The 19,388-nt window shown below is 55.0% G+C and carries 16 protein-coding genes and 1 rRNA gene; 7 read left to right on the top strand and 10 right to left on the bottom strand.

The annotated features are described in order from the left end of the window. Positions 1-23: 23 nt before the first annotated feature. The 10 genes from BLT01_RS10950 to rpmH all read right to left on the bottom strand — a co-directional run bounded on the left by BLT01_RS10950 (position 24) and on the right by rpmH (position 9,583). The gene (locus BLT01_RS10950) at positions 24-866 is read right to left on the bottom strand and encodes a ParB/RepB/Spo0J family partition protein (protein WP_092097729.1); all 843 of its coding nucleotides are present in this window, start codon (positions 864-866) and stop codon (positions 24-26) included. Beyond that, positions 847-1,620, bottom strand: coding sequence for a ParA family protein (locus tag BLT01_RS10945; protein ID WP_092097768.1), 774 nt, complete (start codon positions 1,618-1,620; stop codon positions 847-849). Before BLT01_RS10945 ends, BLT01_RS10950 begins: the two co-directional genes overlap by 20 nt. Positions 1,621-1,764: 144 nt before the next feature. Then, on the bottom strand, positions 1,765-2,634 hold the full coding sequence (gene noc / locus BLT01_RS10940; RefSeq protein ID WP_092097728.1) for a nucleoid occlusion protein: 870 nt from the start codon (positions 2,632-2,634) through the stop codon (positions 1,765-1,767). 148 nt (positions 2,635-2,782) lie between these two features. Further along, the gene (gene rsmG / locus BLT01_RS10935) at positions 2,783-3,502 is read right to left on the bottom strand and encodes a 16S rRNA (guanine(527)-N(7))-methyltransferase RsmG (RefSeq protein WP_092097727.1); all 720 of its coding nucleotides are present in this window, start codon (positions 3,500-3,502) and stop codon (positions 2,783-2,785) included. A gap of 64 nt (positions 3,503-3,566) precedes the next feature. Continuing rightward, on the bottom strand, positions 3,567-5,456 hold the full coding sequence (mnmG, locus tag BLT01_RS10930) for a tRNA uridine-5-carboxymethylaminomethyl(34) synthesis enzyme MnmG (RefSeq protein WP_092097726.1): 1,890 nt from the start codon (positions 5,454-5,456) through the stop codon (positions 3,567-3,569). A gap of 54 nt (positions 5,457-5,510) precedes the next feature. After that, complete coding sequence (mnmE, locus tag BLT01_RS10925) at positions 5,511-6,896, bottom strand: tRNA uridine-5-carboxymethylaminomethyl(34) synthesis GTPase MnmE (protein ID WP_092097725.1); 1,386 nt, start codon at positions 6,894-6,896, stop codon at positions 5,511-5,513. A 241-nt stretch (positions 6,897-7,137) separates the two neighbouring features. Continuing rightward, a complete protein-coding gene (gene jag, locus BLT01_RS10920) occupies positions 7,138-8,028 on the bottom strand; it encodes an RNA-binding cell elongation regulator Jag/EloR (RefSeq protein WP_092097724.1) in 891 nt (296 codons plus the stop codon). Beyond that, the gene (yidC, locus tag BLT01_RS10915) at positions 8,025-8,891 is read right to left on the bottom strand and encodes a membrane protein insertase YidC (RefSeq protein ID WP_092097723.1); all 867 of its coding nucleotides are present in this window, start codon (positions 8,889-8,891) and stop codon (positions 8,025-8,027) included. Before yidC ends, jag begins: the two co-directional genes overlap by 4 nt. Positions 8,892-8,974: 83 nt before the next feature. After that, entirely contained in the window at positions 8,975-9,319 is a 345-nt protein-coding gene (gene rnpA, locus BLT01_RS10910) for a ribonuclease P protein component (RefSeq protein ID WP_092097722.1), read from the bottom strand. Between the two features lie 129 nt (positions 9,320-9,448). After that, positions 9,449-9,583 carry a 50S ribosomal protein L34 gene (rpmH, locus tag BLT01_RS10905; RefSeq protein ID WP_081607183.1) on the bottom strand — a complete coding sequence of 45 codons (135 nt, stop codon included), beginning with the start codon at positions 9,581-9,583 and terminating at the stop codon, positions 9,449-9,451. A 506-nt stretch (positions 9,584-10,089) separates the two neighbouring features. Here rpmH and dnaA point away from each other — a divergent pair. The 7 genes from dnaA to BLT01_RS10870 form a co-directional block, all read left to right on the top strand. Continuing rightward, entirely contained in the window at positions 10,090-11,439 is a 1,350-nt protein-coding gene (gene dnaA / locus BLT01_RS10900; protein WP_092097721.1) for a chromosomal replication initiator protein DnaA, read from the top strand. Between the two features lie 166 nt (positions 11,440-11,605). Further along, a complete protein-coding gene (gene dnaN / locus BLT01_RS10895) occupies positions 11,606-12,742 on the top strand; it encodes a DNA polymerase III subunit beta (protein WP_092097720.1) in 1,137 nt (378 codons plus the stop codon). Positions 12,743-12,857: 115 nt separating this feature from the next. Continuing rightward, positions 12,858-13,088 (top strand): S4 domain-containing protein YaaA, encoded by a 231-nt coding sequence (yaaA, locus tag BLT01_RS10890; RefSeq protein WP_092097767.1) that lies wholly within the window; start codon positions 12,858-12,860, stop codon positions 13,086-13,088. Beyond that, a complete protein-coding gene (gene recF / locus BLT01_RS10885; protein WP_092097719.1) occupies positions 13,088-14,215 on the top strand; it encodes a DNA replication/repair protein RecF in 1,128 nt (375 codons plus the stop codon). Before yaaA ends, recF begins: the two co-directional genes overlap by 1 nt. 95 nt (positions 14,216-14,310) lie before the next feature. Beyond that, positions 14,311-16,236: a DNA topoisomerase (ATP-hydrolyzing) subunit B gene (gyrB, locus tag BLT01_RS10880; protein ID WP_092097766.1), complete on the top strand. Its 1,926-nt coding sequence runs from the start codon at positions 14,311-14,313 to the stop codon at positions 16,234-16,236. 27 nt (positions 16,237-16,263) lie between these two features. After that, a complete protein-coding gene (gene gyrA / locus BLT01_RS10875; RefSeq protein ID WP_092097718.1) occupies positions 16,264-18,879 on the top strand; it encodes a DNA gyrase subunit A in 2,616 nt (871 codons plus the stop codon). Positions 18,880-19,230: 351 nt separating this feature from the next. Next, positions 19,231-19,388 (top strand): 16S ribosomal RNA (locus tag BLT01_RS10870); the annotation flags it as partial.

Genomic DNA, 19,388 nt, shown 5'->3' with positions numbered 1-19,388 from the left:
CTCTGCGGAAAAAGGGCAGGTGGTTACTGCTGCTGGTCCAGAAGCTCTAGGATCCGTTCAAGATCTTCATCCGAGAAAAACTCGATTTCGATTTTTCCCCGGTTTTTCGTCTTCCTGATATTTACACTTGTTCCGAAAAAGTCCCGGAGCTCCGTTTCTTTTTCGGTGATGAAGATGTCTTTCTTTTCTTTCTTTGTTTCACGTGGAACATCTTCGTTCATCCGCTGGACAAGCGCCTCCAGTTGCCGGACATTCAGGCTGTCGGCGGCTGTTTTTTGTGCAACCGGTTCAATCTGCTTTTTATTCTTGAGACCGAGAAGTGCGCGGCCGTGGCCCATCGACAGGCGGCCGTCCGACAGCATGGCACGGACCTCTTCCGGGAGGGAAAGAAGGCGGAGGTGGTTCGCGATGTGCGGACGGCTTTTTCCGAGACGGAAAGCCAACTGCTCCTGCGTCAGGCCGAGGGCGTCCATCAGCTGCTTGTAGGCTTCCGCCTCTTCGACAGGGTTCAGGTCTTCCCGCTGGAGGTTCTCCAGGATCGCCAGTTCCATCATCTGCTGATCGGTCATATCGCGAACCACGGCAGGAACGGACTCCAGTCCCGCCTTTCCGGAAGCCCGGAATCTCCGCTCGCCGACAACGATTTCATACTTCCGGCCTTTTTTCCGGACGATGATCGGCTGGAGGATACCATGCTCGCGGATCGATTCGGTCAGCTCTTTAAGACTTTCCTCCTCGAACACCTTCCTTGGCTGGTACGGGTTCGGCTTCAGAAGTTTCAGGTCGATCTGTTCCACTTGTTCGGACTGTTTCAGCGACTCTCCGGGAAAAAGCGCATTCAGCCCCTTACCTAGCCCCTTCGCCATTGCGAATCACTTCCTTCGCCAATTCTAGATAAACTTCCGCTCCGCGTGACCGCGGATCGTAGACAATAATCGGTTCACCATGGCTCGGCGCCTCGCTCAGACGGACATTGCGCGCGATGACCGTATGGTATACCTTGTCCTGGAAGTACTTTTTCACTTCCTCAATCACCTGGATGCCAAGGTTTGTGCGCGCATCGAACATTGTCAGGAGAACACCGTCGATCATCAGGTCCTGGTTAAGATGCTTCTGGACGAGCCGGATGGTCGAGAGGAGCTGGCTCAGGCCCTCCAGGGCATAGTATTCGCACTGGACCGGGATGATCAGCCCGTCAGATGCGGTGAGCGCATTGAGCGTCAGCAGGCCGAGGGAAGGCGGGCAGTCGATGATGATGTAGTCATATTCATCCTTCAGCTCATCCAGCGCATGCTTGAGACGCACTTCACGGGAAATCGTGGACACCAGTTCAATCTCCGCTCCGGCAAGTGCGATGGTGGCCGGAATGACGCACAGGCCCTCCACCTTCGTCGGCATGACCGCGCTGCGGACATCTGCGTCATCAATCAGGACATCGTATATGCAATTCTGGACATCGCCTTTGTTGATGCCGACTCCGCTCGTCGCGTTTCCCTGGGGATCCGTGTCGATGAGCAGCACCTTCTTGCCCAGATATGCGAGGCAAGCGCTCAGATTGACGGAGGTCGTCGTTTTGCCGACGCCGCCCTTCTGATTGGCGATCGATATGATTCTTCCCACAATGCACCTGCTTTCCAACTGCTTCGTTGCGGTATTGGCCAGGCCGGCACACACCGGAAAGGCCATTTCTTATATTCTACCAAAATTCTGCCGGACGGTCTTTTGGCCGACAGAAAAAACTCTTGCCAAAGCGGCAAGAGGCGGTTACTTCTGTTTCGGGATTCTGACTGTGATCTTGTAGAATTCCTCTTCGTCCTCTTCTTCCGTTTGCAGGCGGATTCCGCTCTGGTTGACGAGGGAAAGGGACTGCCGGATCGTATTGAGGGCGATGCGGACATCTTTGCTGACTGCCTTGCGCCGTTTTTTCGGTTTCTGCTCGGGTGCCGGTTCTTCCTCGGGAGGATTCAGGATTTCCTGGATCCTTGCTTCCAGCTGTTTGACATTATATTGATGTTCTCTGATTTCCTCGAATACCTGAAGCTGAAGCTCTTCTTCTTTAAGCGGGATCAGTGAACGGGCATGGCGTTCGGATATCTCACGTTCAAGAATCCCCCGTTTGACCGGTTCCGGAAGTTTCAGGAGCCGGAGTTTATTGGCGACGGTGGACTGCCCCTTGCCGAGACGCTGCGCGAGTGCTTCCTGGGTGAGAGAATGGAGCTTCAGCAGCTTGTCATAGGCCATGGCCTCCTCAATCGCGGTCAGTTCTTCCCGCTGCAGGTTTTCGATAAGGGCCACGGAAGCGGTCTCTTTGTCGTCCATATCCCGGATAATCGCCGGAACTTCCGTCCAGTTCAGCTTTTTCATCGCCCGGTATCGGCGTTCACCCGCAATGATTTCAAACTTGCCGTCCTCGATCGGGCGTACGACGATGGGCTGGATCACACCGTGGATATTGATGGTCCTCGCGAGTTCATCGATCTTGTCTTCGTCAAAGATCGTCCTCGGCTGGAAACGGTTAGGTATGATATCGGCCAGGCGGACCTTGATCACATCTTCGGAACGTTCCGCCCCGCTCGTTTCAAACAATTCATCTTTATCGCTGTTCCCGAAAAAGCGCGAGAAAGTGCTTTTCAAAACGGGCACCCCCTTATGGACATCCTACTACAAGTCAATTCGATGCGGGACCGGAAATTCCTTCCCGGAGAGCCTAATTGAAAGAATATATAAAAATGTTCCACGTGGAACAGCAAACGATGCCTTTTCACGTGGAACCATCAAGCGTTTATTTTACAAGCGGCAGTTTGCCGGGGGTTCCGGGTTTCCGCGGGTATTTTTTCGGAGTGCGGGCAACTTTCTCAATGACGAAGATGTTGCGCTCGCTTTCCTCGATAGGAAGAAGGAACGAATGGGATTCCTTCAGGCGCCCGCCAAGCAGATTCACGGCATATTCCGCTTCCCGCATTTCTTCGCCTGCAGCCGCCGCCTTCATGGAGATAAACCGGCCGCCTTCCTTCACGAGCGGAAGGCACAGTTCAGCAAGCACGGGGAGGCGCGCGACCGCACGGGCGGTCACTACATCGAACGCTTCGCGGAATTCCGGATTGCGGCCGGCTTCCTCGGCGCGGGCATGGACAAACCGGACGTTGTCGAGGCCGAGCTCTTTTCCGAGTTCGTCCAGGAACGTGATCCGCTTGTTGAGGGAGTCGATGATTGTGACATGCAGTTCCGGGAAGCAGAGTTTCAGCGGGATGCTCGGGAAGCCCGCTCCCGCTCCGACGTCACAGACGGTCAATGGACCGTCGAACGGAGCCTGGAATGCGGCGCTCACCGAGTCGTAAAAATGCTTCAGGTACACCTGCTCCCGGTCTGTAATCGCCGTCAGGTTCATTTTTCCGTTCCACTCGACGAGCAGTTCGTAGTAGCGGCGGAACTGGGCAATCTGCCGTTCGCTCAGCGAGATGCCCCGCTTTTCAAGTTCCTGCACAAATTGTTCTTCATTCATTGAGACGGTTCCCCTTCCATAAAACAAGCCGATGCGAATCTTGTTCACATCGGCCTATTGGTGTTTAACCGGATACTTTCGCAATCTTGCCCTGTTCGATATAGACGAGCAGGATGGAGATGTCTGCCGGGTTGACGCCCGAGATCCGGGATGCCTGCGCGATGGAGAGCGGCCGGACTTCCTTAAGGTTGTGGCGCGCTTCGGAGGCGATGCCCTGGATGGCATCATAGTCGATGTTTTCAGGAATCTTCTTGTCTTCCATCTTCTTCAGGCGCTCCACCTGCTGCATCGACTTATTGATGTAGCCTTCGTACTTGATCTGGATTTCGACCTGTTCCTTGGCCTCTTCCGGAAGTTTCACATCTGCCGGTGCCACGGCCTCGATCAGTCCGTAGTGCACTTCAGGACGCCTCAGCAGATCGGAGGCGTGGATTGCTTCCTTGAGCTCGGTGCCGCCGATTTCACGGATGTTCGCCTGGAGCGTGTCGTCCGGTTTCAGGACCGTGCGGCCGAGACGTTTGATTTCGTCTTCGATCATCCGCTTTTTCTCGAGGAATCGTGCATACCGCTCCTCGCTCTGAAGGCCGGTCCGATAACCGATCTCCGTCAGGCGGAGATCGGCATTGTCATGGCGCAGCAGCAGGCGGTATTCCGCACGGGATGTAAGAAGGCGGTACGGTTCGTTCGTTCCCTTTGTCACGAGGTCATCGATGAGGACGCCGATATAGGCATCGGAGCGGCTCAGGATGACTTCCTCGCGGCCAAGCACACGGGCTGCCGCATTGATGCCGGCCATGATTCCCTGGGCCGCCGCTTCTTCGTAGCCTGACGTGCCATTGATTTGGCCCGCGGTGTAGAGGCCTCGGATCCGTTTTGTCTCAAGTGTCGGCCAAAGCTGTGTCGGAACGATTGCATCGTATTCGATCGCATAGCCGGCACGCATCATTTCGGCCTTTTCAAGCCCGGGGACCGTTTCCAGCAGCCGGCGCTGGATGTGCTCCGGCAAGCTGGTGGAAAGTCCCTGCACATATACTTCACGTGTGTTGCGGCCTTCCGGTTCGAGGAATATCTGGTGGCGCGGCTTATCGCTGAACCGGACAATTTTGTCTTCGATCGAAGGGCAATAACGCGGGCCTTTGCCTTTGATCATGCCGGAGTACATCGGAGACAGATTCAGGTTGTCGTTGATGATTTCGTGCGTTTCTCCGGTCGTGTATGTGAGCCAGCACGGCAGCTGGTCAGTGATGAACTCGGTCGTCTCGTAGCTGAACGCCCGCGGCTCTTCATCGCCCGGCTGGATCTCTGTCTTGCTGTAGTCGATCGTGCGGCTGTTTACGCGGGGAGGCGTTCCGGTCTTAAAGCGGACCGTTTCAAATCCGAGTTCCTCGAGGTTTTCCGCAAGGCGGATCGACGGCTGTTGGTGATTCGGACCGCTGGAGTATTTCAGGTCACCGATGATGATTTCTCCGCGGAGAAACGTTCCCGTGGTGACGACGACCGTTTCGGCGCGGTAAACGGCTCCGACCTGTGTGATGACACCTTTTACTTCGTCGTCTTCAACGATCAGTTCCTCGACGATTCCCTGGTGGAGGTGAAGATTTTCCTGTTCCTCCAGCAGGTTCTTCATTTCTTGCTGGTAAAGCACTTTATCGGCCTGTGCGCGGAGTGCCCGTACGGCAGGACCTTTTCCTGTATTCAGCATGCGCATCTGGATATGCGTTTTATCAATCACTTTCCCCATCGCGCCGCCGAGTGCGTCGATTTCGCGGACGACAATCCCTTTTGCCGGTCCGCCGATCGACGGATTGCACGGCATGAACGCGACCATATCCAGGTTCATCGTGAGCATGAGGGTCGATGCACCCATTTTTGCCGCAGCCAGGCCGGCTTCAACGCCCGCGTGGCCCGCTCCGATGACGATCACATCGAACTTGCCTGCTTCAAATTGTGGCATGTTCGTTCATCCTTCCTAATCTCTGAATATATGAAGCCGGCACCAGGCCGGCATTTACTTTCCAAGACAAAACTGCGAGAACAATTCATTGATGAGGCTTTCCTGCACGGTATCCCCGACGATTTCACCGAGGATTTCCCATGCACGGGTCACATCGATCTGTACCATATCCACCGGAATGCCTGCCTCCGCCGCCGAAATGGCATCATCGACGGATTGGCGCGCCTGATGGAGCAGTGCAACGTGACGGGCGTTCGACACATATGTCATGTCCTGGGATCCTGTCCGGCCCTCAAAGAACATCGAGGCGATCGCCTCTTCCAGTTCATCGACCCCTTCATCTTTAAGGAGGGAAGTCGTAACGACCGGCGCATTGCCCGTCAGGCTCCGTACCTCACCGATATCCAGCTTGCGCGGAAGGTCGGTCTTGTTCGCGACAACGATTACGTCCATACCGCGGACCGCCTCAAACAGACGGATATCTTCTTCGCCCAGCTCCTCCGAACTGTTCAGCACGAGAAGGAGGAGGTCGGCTTCCTTCAGCACTTTTCGCGAACGCTCGACGCCGATCCGCTCGACGATGTCCTCTGTCTCACGGATGCCGGCCGTATCCACCAACTTCAGCGGAACGCCACGCACATTCACATATTCTTCAATGATATCGCGCGTCGTGCCCGCGATATCGGTGACAATTGCCTTGTTTTCCTGGAGAAGGCTGTTGAGGAGCGACGATTTGCCGACGTTCGGCCGGCCGATGATTGCGGTCGACAGTCCCTCCCTGAGAATCTTGCCTTGGCCGGACGTGCGGATGAGCCCATCGATTTCCGAACGGACCCATGTGCATTTCTGAATCAGCACGGGAAGCGTCATTTCTTCAACGTCGTCATATTCCGGGTAGTCGATGTTCACTTCCACCTGCGCAAGTGTTTCGATCAATGCCTGGCGCAGCTCCCCGATCAGCCGTGAAAGGCGGCCTTCCATCTGGCCGAGCGCGACATCCATCGCCCGGTCGGTTTTGGAGCGGATGAGGTCCATGACCCCTTCAGCCTGGGACAGGTCGATGCGCCCATTCAGGAAGGCACGCTTCGTGAATTCGCCGGGCTCGGCCAGGCGGGCGCCGCTCCGGAGGACCAGTTCAAGGACGCGGTTCACCGAAACGAGTCCGCCGTGGCAGTTGATCTCGACGACATCTTCCCGTGTATAGGTTTTAGGTGCCTTCATCAGGGACACCATCACTTCTTCTGCTGTCTTCCCCGTTTCCGGGTCGACGAGATGGCCGTAGTGGATCGTATGCGATGCCGATTCGGCCAGCGTCTTGCCGGAAGGCGAGCGGAACAGCCGGTCGGTAATGCCGACCGCTTCATCCCCGCTCAGCCGGACGATGGCGATTGCACCCTCGCCCATGGGTGTGGATATCGCCGCAATCGTGTCAAATTCCATTCCGGCCACCCCTTTCTATCTTGTTATCCACATGTGGATAAGCCGCATGCGGGCATGGTGATCTAACATAATATAGTACCACAAACACTCTTTGTGGAAAAGTGTCGCGACCGGCAAGGAACAAATAATCGTGTCCGGGATCCGGTCCACGCTCTCATCCCTGTTGTGCAACAGGATCACTTCATCCTCTTTGCAAAGCCGGCAAAAAGCCGGACAGCGTTCAGCGCTGTCCGGCTCCATTTCATTTATGCGGTTCAATCACGATATGACGGTGCGGCTCCCTGCCTTCCGAATGAGTATCGACGTCGAACCGTTCCGAAAGTTCATGGTGGATGATTTTCCGTTCCGATGCAGGCATCGGCTCAAGCGCTACACGCGCGCCGGTCCGGACGGCCTGGTCGGCTTTCCTGTCGGCCAGCACCTTCAGCGTTTCAGCACGCTTTGCCCGGTAATCGCCAACATCAACCGATACGATGAGAAACTGCTTGGCGTAATTGTTCGCGACTACCTGGACAAGCTGTTGGAGCGCATTCAGGGTCTGGCCCCGCTTGCCGATCAGCATCGCGGCCTTCCCGCTTTCAAGCCGGAACTCAAGGTTCTTGCCGTCGAGCAAGTGAAACACTTGAGCGTCCTCCGCACCCATTTCCCGGACGACCGATTTCAGATAATCGGCGGTCAGGGCAATCGCCTCGTCAAGATCCCGCTCCGGTTCCTCTTCGTCACCTTCAGGAAAGACAGGCTCCAGCGGCTCTACCGGAACGACCGGGCCTTTTTCTTCTCCCTGCTCCTTTTCAAAAGGGACGGGATCCGCTTCTGCCGGATTTTCCGGCTGCACGGTTCCATCCGGGGAAGCGGTGCCCCCGGAATCAAGCGGTTCCAACGGCTCCGCCGGTTCTGCAGCGGTTACCTCTGCAGGCTCCACCTTTGCCGCCTCCGAAGCCGTTTCCGGTTCGGTTCCTGCCACTTCGGCCGTGACGCGCACCTTCGCCTCGCGCGCACCAAAGCCGAGAAACCCTTTTTTGCCTTCGTCAATGATCTCGATTTTCACCTGATCACGGGTCAGGCCGAGTTTGGCAAGTGCGTTCGAGACTGCCTCATCGACCGTGGTGCCCGTCGCGACCGTCTGAATCATTTTTTCTTCCCTCCAGGTTTGCCGCCTTTTTTCTTCACGCTTGGTTGTGCCGCAGGACGGGTGCCTGCCGGCTTCTGCTGCGCCGGGCGCTTTTGGGCTGACGGTGCAGCCGTTGCTGCCTCCGGCTTTTCTTTCTTGCTGAATGGCTTGTACAGGAAGATGTTTGTAATGAACGAAATGATGTTCCCGATAATCCAGTAAAGCGTGAGCGCCGACGGCAGGAACGTACCGAAAGCGAAAATCATGACCGGCATAAAGTACATCATTGCCTTCATCTGCGGGTTGCCCATTGCCGGTCCCGTCCTCAGCACGACAAATTGCGCGGATGCCGCAATAAATGCCAGGATGATGCTCGGCTCGGCAAGATGGACACCGAAAATGCTGCCGAGCGCAATTTCAGGCGTGTTGTTCATCCGGCTGATCGCATGGTAGAAACCGATCAGAATCGGCATCTGGACAAGAACAGGCAAGCAGCCTGCTGCCGGATTGACATTGCGTGTTTTCAGGAGCTGCTGGAACTCCTCCTGATATTTCTTCTGCGTTACCGCGTCTTTGGACGGATACTTCGCCTGCAGCGCCTTGATCTCCGGCTGGATCTCCTGCATCCGCTTCGAACCTTGCACCTGCTTGATCATCAGAGGCAGAATAGCAAGTCGGATCAGAATCGTGACCGCGATGATGGCGAGGCCGAACGTGCCGAGCAGTCCCTTGAACATGATGATAAGCGAGACGAGCGGCCAGACGACAAACTTATTCCAGAATCCTTCGCTGTCCTCATAAATCGGCTCTTGGAATTCCGTACAACCCGCTAGGAACGCGGCGAGGAATACGACCATGAGAACCAGCCACAACTTCTTTTTCAAAACCTTTCCCCCAGACGTTCGTTCTTTTCCGACGGCGGCAAAACCGCCTTTCCCATCATCGTACCACGCGGGCGCGGTGCGTTCTACTTCTTTCTGAGCACCCTGGCGATCCTCATGACGTGCATCAGGCTCTTTTTCGTTTCATGGAAGTCCAGGGATGCCGCCTGATTGCGGGCGATAATGATGTAGTCCCTTTCCGGCCGGAGGTCATCCTTCAATTCCAGCACCGCCTGGCGGACATAGCGCTTGATCCGGTTGCGGGTGACCGCATTTCCCACTTTTTTCGAGACGGATATTCCGAGCCGGAACTCCTCCTGGCCCTCCGTTCTGAGCGAATAGATGACGAACTGACGGTTCGCGAACGACTTCCCCTGCTTGAAAACCTTCTGGAAATCCTTATTCTTCTTTACCCGCTGGTGTTTGTTCATGGTTGGATCCACCTGCTTCTTGATTACTAACTACCTTATAAGGAAGGGATCGGCGCCACTCCTTAGTTATTCATTTCCTCTGCAGCCGCCCCTAAACGAAAAAAAAGACCACTGAAGTGATCAGTGGACTTATGCGGAAAGTACTTTTCTTCCCCGGCGGCGACGTGCAGCCAGAATGCGGCGGCCGCTCTTTGTTTTCATGCGCGCGCGGAATCCGTGTACTTTGCTGTGCTTGCGTTTATTTGGTTGATACGTACGTTTCATAGTCAAGGCACCTCCTAATCGTTGCCGTTTAAACATCAGACAGTCTTGCACATTATATAAGACTCCGCAACCTCTGTCAACCGTATATTTCCTTACCCGGGCGGAATCGGTACCATTCCGGCTTGCCGGGTTCACGACAAGTTATCCACGGACCCTCCGGATAGCCTGTTTGCGGCGTTCGACAAGAAAAAAGTTATTCACAGCGCTTATCGACAAGTTTCGCACATCCCCATACCTTGTGGATAACAGATTTGTGCACAGGGAAAGGCCGTGTGGATAAGTGCTGCGGGCGGTTGTCAGCCGCGGGGTTTTCTGTTACGATGTTGGAGCATAACTTTTCCGCGGAAAACAACCGTTTAATTATTATCCACAATTGTTGATAGGTTGTGGATAATTTTTTCCGCATTTTTTAATTGTGATTGTCCACAGCTTGTGGATTTGTTCGCAAATCCTTTTAATAGGGTTCACGATTCGACAACCAAATAAATAGAAAAGGAGGTTTCGTGTTGGAACAGTTCGATGATTTATGGAACCAGGTGCTCGCAAGGGTCGAGCAGCGGATCTCCAAGCCGAGCTTCGACACATGGCTGAAATCGACCCGCATGATCGATTACCGGAACGACACCGTCATCATCGGCGCTCCCAATTCGTTCACGCGTGACTGGCTGGAGAACCACTATATCCAGCTGATCGCCGGCATCATGAGCGAACTCACCGGCGAAGACGTACATATCCGATTCACTGTGCCCGAAGATGCCGAGGAGGAAGCATTCGACATGCCGAAGCCCCCAACCAAGCCGAAAAACGGGCGCCATGTCGATCAGTCAGACGGCATGCTCAATCCGAAGTATACATTCGATACGTTTGTCATCGGGTCCGGCAACCGTTTTGCCCACGCCGCTTCCCTGGCTGTTGCGGAAGCGCCGGCCAAGGCGTACAATCCCCTCTTCATCTATGGAGGCGTCGGCCTGGGGAAGACCCACCTGATGCACGCGATCGGCCATTACGTGCGTGAGCACAAGCCGGACGCAAAAGTCGTCTATCTTTCCTCAGAAAAGTTCACGAATGAGTTCATCAACTCGATCCGTGACAACGAAGCCGTCGAATTCCGGGACAAATACCGGAATGTCGACGTTCTGCTGATTGACGATATTCAGTTTATCGCGGGGAAAGAACAGACCCAGGAAGAGTTCTTCCATACATTCAATACGCTGCATGAATCATCCAAGCAGATTGTCATCTCAAGTGACCGCCCGCCCAAAGAGATCCCGACGCTTGAAGACCGGCTGCGTTCGAGATTTGAATGGGGGCTCATCACAGACATCACACCACCCGATCTCGAGACCCGGATCGCCATCCTCCGCAAGAAAGCGAAGGCGGACGGGCTTGTTGATGTGTCCAACGAAGTCATGATGTACATCGCGAACCAGATCGATACCAACATCCGTGAACTCGAAGGCGCCCTTATCCGGGTTGTGGCGTATTCGTCTCTCGTCAATGAAGACATTACGCCGAAACTGGCTGAAGAAGCGCTGAAGGATATTATCCCGAACGCCCGGCCGCGCCAGGTCACGATCCTTGATATCCAGAAAGCCGTCGGTGAGCACTTCAGCATCCGTCTCGAGGATTTCTCCGCCAAAAAGCGAACCAAATCAATCGCTTTTCCGCGGCAGGTCGCCATGTACCTTTCCCGGGAAATGACCGAATTCTCGCTTCCCAAGATTGGCGATGAGTTCGGCGGCCGCGACCACTCGACCGTCATCCATGCGCACGAGAAAATCTCGAAAATGCTCAAGGAAGACCAGAATCTCCAGCAGGACATCAAAGAAATCCGGGCTGCGCTCGGCAAAAACTGATGTGGATAACTCTCTTTTCAGCGGTCATCCCTGTCAACAGGTTATGAACATGTAGACAAGTATGGTGCTCTTGGCCTAAAGGCACTTATCAACTTATCCACAGCCCCTATTACTATTACTATCTATCTTTTTACTTTTAAATTAAATATATAAGCGAGGTATCGAGATGAAATTTGAGATTGCGAGGGACCGGCTTCTCAACGGCCTGAGTGACGTTACGAAAGCCGTCAGCTCAAAAGCGGCGATTCCGATTCTGACAGGCATCAAATTGGATGTGGACGAAGAAGGTCTTTATCTGACCGGAAGTGATTCGGATATTACAATCCAGACATTCATTCCGGCTGAGGAAAACGGTGAACAGCTGATCCGCACATCCCAACGCGGTTCGATCGTGCTGCAGGCCAAGTACTTTAACGAGATCGTCAGGAAACTTCCGACAAATGACATCGAAATCGAAGTCAGCGGCCATCTGCAGACGCATATCCGGTCCGGGAAATCCGAATTCCATCTGATCGGCTCCGACGCGGAAGACTATCCGCAGCTGCCGGAAATTGATGACGACCGGCATTTCGCCATTCCGGCAGATCTGCTGAAGTCGATCATCCGTGAAACGGTGTTTGCGGTTTCCGCCTCGGAGTCCCGGCCGGTCCTGACCGGTGTCCACTGGCAGGTGCAGGAAGGGGAACTGGTCTGTGTCGCGACGGACAGCCACCGGCTGGCGCGGCGGAAAACACGGCTCGAAAGCGCTCCGGATGACGACTACAGCGTTGTCATCCCGGGAAAGAGCTTGCAGGAACTCAACAAGATCCTTGAAGATTCCAATGAACCGGTCGGCATCACGATGAGCAACAAGCAGGTGCTGTTCCGTGCTGGGCATGTTCTGTTTTATTCAAGACTTCTGGAAGGCAACTATCCGGACACAAGCCGGCTGATCCCCTCGGAGTACAAGACCGATATTTATGTGAATGGCAAGACATTGCTTCAATCGATCGACCGGGCTTCTCTGCTTGCGCGTGAAGAGCGGAACAACGTCGTCCGCTTTTCTGCCGATGGCAGCAATATCGTGGAGATCTCTTCGAATTCCCCGGAAATCGGTAAAGTCGAAGAACAGGTCGAGACGGCTTCAGTTGAAGGAGAAGAACTAAAAATTTCCTTCAGCGCCAAATACATGATGGATGCGCTCCGGGCGATCGAAGGACAGGACATCGTGATCCGGTTCACCGGCGCGATGAGGCCGTTTATCTTAAAGTCGGCCGAGGACGACACGCTTCTGCAGCTGATTCTCCCGGTTCGCACATACTGAACAACGCACCCTGAAAAAAGAAAGGGACAGCCCGAATGGCTGTTCCTTTTGTTTATCGCCTGAAAGCGATAAAATAAGGGGAAGGACGAATATTGGACGAAGGGCGGTGTCGACCGTGGAACGTCTTGCGATCGATGCGGAATTCATCACACTCGGGCAGGCGCTGAAAATGACCAATACCATCTCCTCCGGAGGCATGGCGAAATGGTTCCTGTCCGAGCACGCCGTTTATGTGAACGGCGAACCGGAGAACCGGCGCGGCCGGAAACTGCGTGACGGGGATGTCATCAACATCCCGGGAACAGGCAGGTTCCGTGTTTCAGGGCCGGCTCCGGGTGACAACTGATGCATATCGAGCAACTCAAGCTGAAGAACTACCGGAACTACGAATCACTGGACCTGTCATTTTCGCCGAACATCAATGTGCTGATCGGCGAAAATGCACAAGGCAAAACCAATGTCATGGAAGCAATCTACGTACTGGCGATGGCGAAATCACACCGTACTTCCAACGATCGTGAATTAATACGCTGGGGCGCGGATTATGGTAAAATAGAAGGAGCGGTACAGCGGAAATACGGCGTTCTGCCGCTTGAGCTGACGCTCTCCAAAAAAGGCAAGAAAGCCAAGGTCAATCACCTGGAACAGCAGAGGCTGAGCGATTACATCGGACAGCTGAACGTCGTCATGTTCGCGCCTGAGGACCTGCACCTCATCAAGGGCAGCCCGCAGGTGCGACGCCGTTTTCTGGATATGGAAATCGGCCAGGTATCAAGGGTCTATCTTCATGACCTGCTGCAGTTCCACAAGGTGATGCGCCAGCGTAACGCCATCCTGAAGGCCAACCAGGGCAGGAGCGGACTCACGGATGTCATGTTCGATGTCTATACAGATCAATACGTTGACCTGGCGATCCGCATCATCAGGAAACGCTTCGAGTTCGCGGAAATGCTCCAGAAATGGGCTGAACCGATCCATAAGGGGATTTCACGGGGACTTGAGGAGCTCGTAATCACATATGAAACGCTGAAAGACATCGAAGCGGACCAATCGGCCGAAGAGATGGCCTCCAGATTGAGAGAGCGTCTCGGCGGGCTGCGCCAGCGGGAGCTTGACCGGGGCGTGACACTGGCGGGCCCGCACCGGGATGACCTGACATTCTTTGTGAACGGGCACAATGTCCAGGTGTACGGCTCGCAGGGCCAGCAGAGGACTGCCGCCCTGTCGCTGAAGCTTGCGGAAATCGAGCTTCTCCGGCAGGAAACGGGAGAATCCCCGGTACTTCTTCTTGATGATGTCCTGTCCGAGCTGGACGACTACCGGCAGTCGCATCTGCTGAATACAATTCAGGGCCAGGTGCAGACGCTGGTCACGACAACGAATGTGGACGGCATCACCCACGATACGATCCGGAAAGCGGATCTGTACCGTGTGGCCGCCGGCACGGCGGAACACGAGAATCAGGACGACTGAACACGCGGCAGGGCCATCCCTCCGCGGGTTTTCACGAATATAGGAAAACGTTGCATCATGTTTGGGCATGAAAGGGCAGGTGAACGGAATTGGCGATGGAAGAAGAGAACCTTCGCAACAATGATTACGGGGCGGATCAGATCCAGGTCCTAGAAGGCCTTGAAGCGGTCCGGAAGCGTCCCGGCATGTATATCGGTTCGACCAGTTCAAAAGGTCTGCACCATCTCGTCTGGGAAATCGTAGACAACTCGATTGACGAGGCGCTTGCGGGATATTGCGACCATATCGAAGTGGCCATTGAGAAAGACAACTGGATCCGCGTACGGGACAACGGGCGCGGCATGCCTGTCGGTATTCAGGAAAAGACCGGCCGTCCGGCAGTCGAGGTCATCATGACCGTCCTCCACGCCGGGGGCAAGTTCGGCGGGGGAGGATACAAGGTGTCCGGCGGGCTTCACGGTGTCGGCGCGTCCGTCGTGAACGCGCTCTCTGAGCGCACGGAAGTGACTGTGGCCCGTGACGGCGAGCTCCACTTTATCGCGTTTGAGCGCGGGCTTGTCGCAGAGGAACTGCGGGTGACCGGAAAAGCAGAGGAAACCGGCACGCAGGTACGCTTCAAGGCAGACCCCGAAATCTTCACGGAGACCACCGTTTATGAGTACGATATCCTGGCGCACCGCCTCCAGGAGCTGGCCTACCTGAACCGCGGCATCCGTATCACGCTTGCTGACGAGCGCGGGGAGGAAGTGCGCGAAGACGCTTACCACTATGAAGGCGGCATCAAATCCTACGTCCAGCACATCAACGAAGACAAAGAGCCGATCCACGAGGAACCGATCTTTCTCGAGGGCGAGAGGGATGGCATCTCCGTCGAAGTCGCCATGCAATACAATGCAGGATATGCCTCAAATCTTTTTTCATTCGCGAACAACATCAACACGTATGAAGGGGGCACGCACGAATCCGGCTTCAAAACGGCACTGACGCGGGTCATCAACGACTACGCACGCAAAAATGGTCTGCTGAAGGACAATGAGGCGAACCTTTCCGGGGAAGATGCGAGAGAAGGGCTGACGGCCATCATCTCCATCAAGCACCCGGACCCTCAATTTGAGGGTCAGACCAAGACGAAACTTGGAAACTCGGAAGTCAGCCAGATCGTCAACTCGCTGTTTTCCGAAGGCTTTGAGCGATTTCTCATGGAGAATCCGACCAGTGCGCGCATGATTGTCGAGAAAGGACTTATGGCGGCAAGAGCCCGCGTCGCAGCAAAAAAGGCGCGTGAACTAACCCGCCGTAAATCGGTGCTTGAAATCTCGAATCTTCCGGGAAAATTGTCCGACTGCTCATCGCGTGACCCGGCGATCAGCGAGCTCTATATCGTTGAGGGAGACTCCGCGGGCGGTTCTGCTAAAAACGGCCGTGACCGCCACTTCCAAGCGATTCTTCCGTTGCGGGGGAAAATCCTGAACGTTGAGAAGGCGAATATCAACCGGATCCTCTCCAATGCGGAGATCCGGATGATGATCACTGCGCTTGGAACGGGTATCGGCGACCAATTCGATTTGTCAAAGGCCCGTTACCACAAAGTCGTCATCATGACCGATGCGGATGTAGACGGCGCCCATATCAGGACGCTTCTGCTGACATTCTTCTACCGCTTCATGCGGCCGCTCATTGAAGCCGGATACGTTTATATTGCCCAACCGCCGCTTTATCAGGTCAAGCAGGGCAAACATCAGGAATACTGCTATACAGACGAGCAATTGCAGGAAATCCTTGCCCGCCTGCCGCAGATGCCGAAACCGGTCATCCAGCGGTACAAAGGTCTTGGGGAGATGGATGCGGAGCAGCTGTGGAACACGACGATGGATCCCGAGCACCGCACGCTCCTCCAGGTCGGGCTTGAAGATGCGCTTGACGCAGATGCCATTTTCGAGCAGCTCATGGGCGATGAAGTCGCCCCGCGCCGCCAGTTCATCGAAGAAAACGCAGTATACGTCAAAAATCTTGATATATAAGGCTTATTTTGAAAGGGGTCAAAGACCATGGCAGATACGCCGGAACGTGGCGTCCAACGCATCAACATCAGTACGGAGATGAAAACCTCGTTCCTTGACTACGCGATGAGTGTCATCGTGTCTCGTGCGCTGCCGGACGTCCGTGACGGGCTCAAACCGGTTCACCGCCGGATTTTGTATGCCATGCAGGACCTTGGCAACACCGCGGACAAACCGTACAAAAAATCGGCGCGTATCGTCGGGGACGTTATCGGTAAGTACCACCCTCACGGCGACAGCGCTGTGTACGATACAATGGTGCGCATGGCACAGGACTTCAACTATCGGTATATGCTTGTCGACGGCCACGGGAACTTCGGCTCTGTCGACGGCGACGCCGCAGCCGCCATGCGGTACACGGAGTCCAGGATGTCGAAAATTTCAGCAGAGCTTCTCCGCGACATCAATAAGGATACGATCGATTACCAGCCGAACTATGACGGTCAGGAAAAAGAGCCAATCGTGCTTCCGAGCCGTTTCCCGAACCTCCTGGTCAACGGATCTTCCGGGATTGCGGTCGGGATGGCGACGAACATCCCGCCGCATAACCTCGGGGAGTCGATTGACGCGGTGCTCGCACTTGCGGACAATCCCGACATCACGACAGAAGAGCTCATGGAAATCATTCCCGGGCCCGATTTCCCGACGGGCGGACTCATCCTCGGCCGGAGCGGCATCCGCCGCGCATATGAAACGGGCCGGGGCTCCATCCTGACACGAGGCAAGGTCGAGATCGAAACTGCGCCGAATGGCAAGGAAACGATTCTCGTCCACGAGCTCCCCTACCAGGTCAACAAGGCCCGGCTCATCGAGAAGATTGCCGAACTTGTCCGTGAAAAGCGGATCGAGGGCATCACCGATCTTCGTGACGAGTCGGACCGCCGCGGCATGCGAATCGTCATGGAAGTCAGACGTGACGCAAATGCCAATGTCATCGTGAACAACCTCTACAAACACACCGCGCTCCAGACAAGCTTCGGCATCAACATGCTGGCGCTCGTAGACGGCCAACCAAAGGTGCTCAGCCTCAAGGATATGCTGTTTTACTATCTGGAACACCAGAAAGAGGTTGTCACACGCCGGACACGCTTCGAACTGAAAAAAGCGGAAGACAGAGCCCATATACTCGAGGGTCTCCGTATTGCGCTTGACCATATCGATGAAATCATCGCGCTGATCCGCGGTTCCAAGACGACAGAAGAAGCGAAAAATGCGCTCATGGAGCGGTTCAGTCTTTCGGACCGGCAGTCCCAGGCCATCCTTGATATGCGTCTCCAGCGTCTCACCGGACTCGAGCGCGACAAGATCGAGGAAGAGTACAAAGAACTGCTGCTTCTTATCGCGGAACTCCGGGCCATCCTGGCAGACGAGCAGAAGCTGCTTGATATCATCAAGGAAGAGCTTGCCGACGTGAAGGAACGCTTCAATGATGCACGCCGCTCGGAAATCACTGCCGGCGGTTCGGAGATGCTCGAGGACGAGGACCTGATTCCGGTCGAAAACTCGGTCATCACGCTTACCCATCGCGGCTACATCAAGCGGCTGCCGGCAAGCACCTACCGCAGCCAGCGGCGAGGCGGGCGAGGTGTTCAGGGAATGGGCACGAACGAGGACGACTTTGTCGAACACCTCCTGTATACGTCCACCCATGACAGGATCCTGTTCTTCACCAACACCGGCAAAGTTTACCGGCTGAAGGGCTACGAGATTCCCGAGTTCAGCCGTACGGCGAAGGGCCTTCCGATCATCAACGTACTGGGCCTGGATAAAGGCGAAAATGTCACGACCATGCTGCGAGTGGACGAATACGATGAAGAAGCCTTCCTCGTATTTACGACCAAGCAGGGAGTCGCCAAGCGGACGCCGGTCACGCATTTTGCCAACATCCGTTCAAACGGGCTGATCGCCCTTTCCCTCCGCGAGGACGACGAGCTTGTCCAGGTCAAGGTCACCGACGGCACGAAAGACGTGGTCATCGGTACACGGGACGGCATGCTGATCCGGTTCGCGGAAGACGACCTGCGTCCGATGGGACGGACGGCAACCGGCGTACGCGGCATCCATCTACGCAGCGATGACTACGTTGTCGGCATGGATGTGGTGGAAGAGGGCCAGGAGATCCTGGTTGTCACCGAGCAGGGCTTCGGCAAACGCACGCCTGAATCCGAATACCGGAGGCAGTCGCGCGGCGGCTTCGGGCTGAAAACGGTTCATGTGACCGACAGGAACGGCCCGCTCGTTTCCATGAAGACGATTGACGGCACGGAAGATATCATGATCATCACGATCCACGGCATCCTGATCCGGATGGATGTGGCCGACATCTCAGTTATCGGGCGGATCACGCAGGGAGTGCGCCTCATCCGTCTTGAGGAAGGCGAATATGTAGCAACTGTCGCGAAAGTGGAAAAAGAAGAAGAAGAGGATCTTCCGGACGGAGAGATGGAAGATGTTCTTGAAGAACAATTCGACGATCCTGAAAAACTGGAACCCGAATCCGCGGTTGAGGGAGAGTTCCCTTCCATTGAGGAAGATGGAGAAGACTTCGGAGCCGGCGATAGTGAAGACGCCGATGGCGGGACCGGGCAGGAAGATGAAGAGTAATAGGATGCATGGCAGGAAAACGGCTTTCAGCTGTTTTCCTGTTTTTTGATTTTAGGGGTTGCATTTTGCCAGTCATCCGAGTATAGTAGAGAAGTTGTCGTTCGGAGCACAATCCACAAAAAACAATTCATATTTTGTGTTGACATTCCAGAGTGACGATGATATGATGATTAAGCTCTCGTTAAGAGGTTGCAAGCTTTGCGGCGAGCGCGATGAACCTTGAAAACTGAACAGCAAAACGCTGATGAAATGAGTTCCCGATCCCCGACCCCGTCGGGCGAGAACGGAACAAATGATATCGGACATATCACTTGATATGCCAGCTTTAAAGTATGAGCTTACTCATACTCTCTTATGGAGAGTTTGATCCTGGCTCAGGACGAACGCTGGCGGCGTGCCTAATACATGCAAGTCGAGCGGATGACGGGGAGCTTGCTCCCCTGATTCAGCGGCGGACGGGTGAGTAACACGTGGGCAACCTGCCTGTAAGATCGGGATAACTCCGGGAA

It is taken from the genome of Bhargavaea beijingensis (assembly GCF_900101985.1).
Lineage (GTDB): Bacteria > Bacillota > Bacilli > Bacillales_A > Planococcaceae > Bhargavaea > Bhargavaea beijingensis.
The sequence above is the reverse complement of the archived record's forward strand: the minus strand, read 5'-3'. Positions and strand labels throughout refer to the sequence as shown.

Excerpts from the sequence above, each read along its gene's own strand:
- mnmE (WP_092097725.1), bottom strand. The coding sequence starts at position 6,896 with ATGGAATTTGACACGATTGCGGCGATATCCACACCCATGGGCGAGGGT.
- BLT01_RS10950 (WP_092097729.1), bottom strand. The coding sequence starts at position 866 with ATGGCGAAGGGGCTAGGTAAGGGGCTGAATGCGCTTTTTCCCGGAGAG.
- rnpA (WP_092097722.1), bottom strand. The coding sequence starts at position 9,319 with ATGAACAAACACCAGCGGGTAAAGAAGAATAAGGATTTCCAGAAGGTT.
- recF (WP_092097719.1), top strand. The coding sequence starts at position 13,088 with ATGCATATCGAGCAACTCAAGCTGAAGAACTACCGGAACTACGAATCA.
- gyrA (WP_092097718.1), top strand. The coding sequence starts at position 16,264 with ATGGCAGATACGCCGGAACGTGGCGTCCAACGCATCAACATCAGTACG.
- rpmH (WP_081607183.1), bottom strand. The coding sequence starts at position 9,583 with ATGAAACGTACGTATCAACCAAATAAACGCAAGCACAGCAAAGTACAC.
- jag (WP_092097724.1), bottom strand. The coding sequence starts at position 8,028 with ATGATTCAGACGGTCGCGACGGGCACCACGGTCGATGAGGCAGTCTCG.
- dnaN (WP_092097720.1), top strand. The coding sequence starts at position 11,606 with ATGAAATTTGAGATTGCGAGGGACCGGCTTCTCAACGGCCTGAGTGAC.
- gyrB (WP_092097766.1), top strand. The coding sequence starts at position 14,311 with ATGGAAGAAGAGAACCTTCGCAACAATGATTACGGGGCGGATCAGATC.
- mnmG (WP_092097726.1), bottom strand. The coding sequence starts at position 5,456 with ATGCCACAATTTGAAGCAGGCAAGTTCGATGTGATCGTCATCGGAGCG.
- rsmG (WP_092097727.1), bottom strand. The coding sequence starts at position 3,502 with ATGAATGAAGAACAATTTGTGCAGGAACTTGAAAAGCGGGGCATCTCG.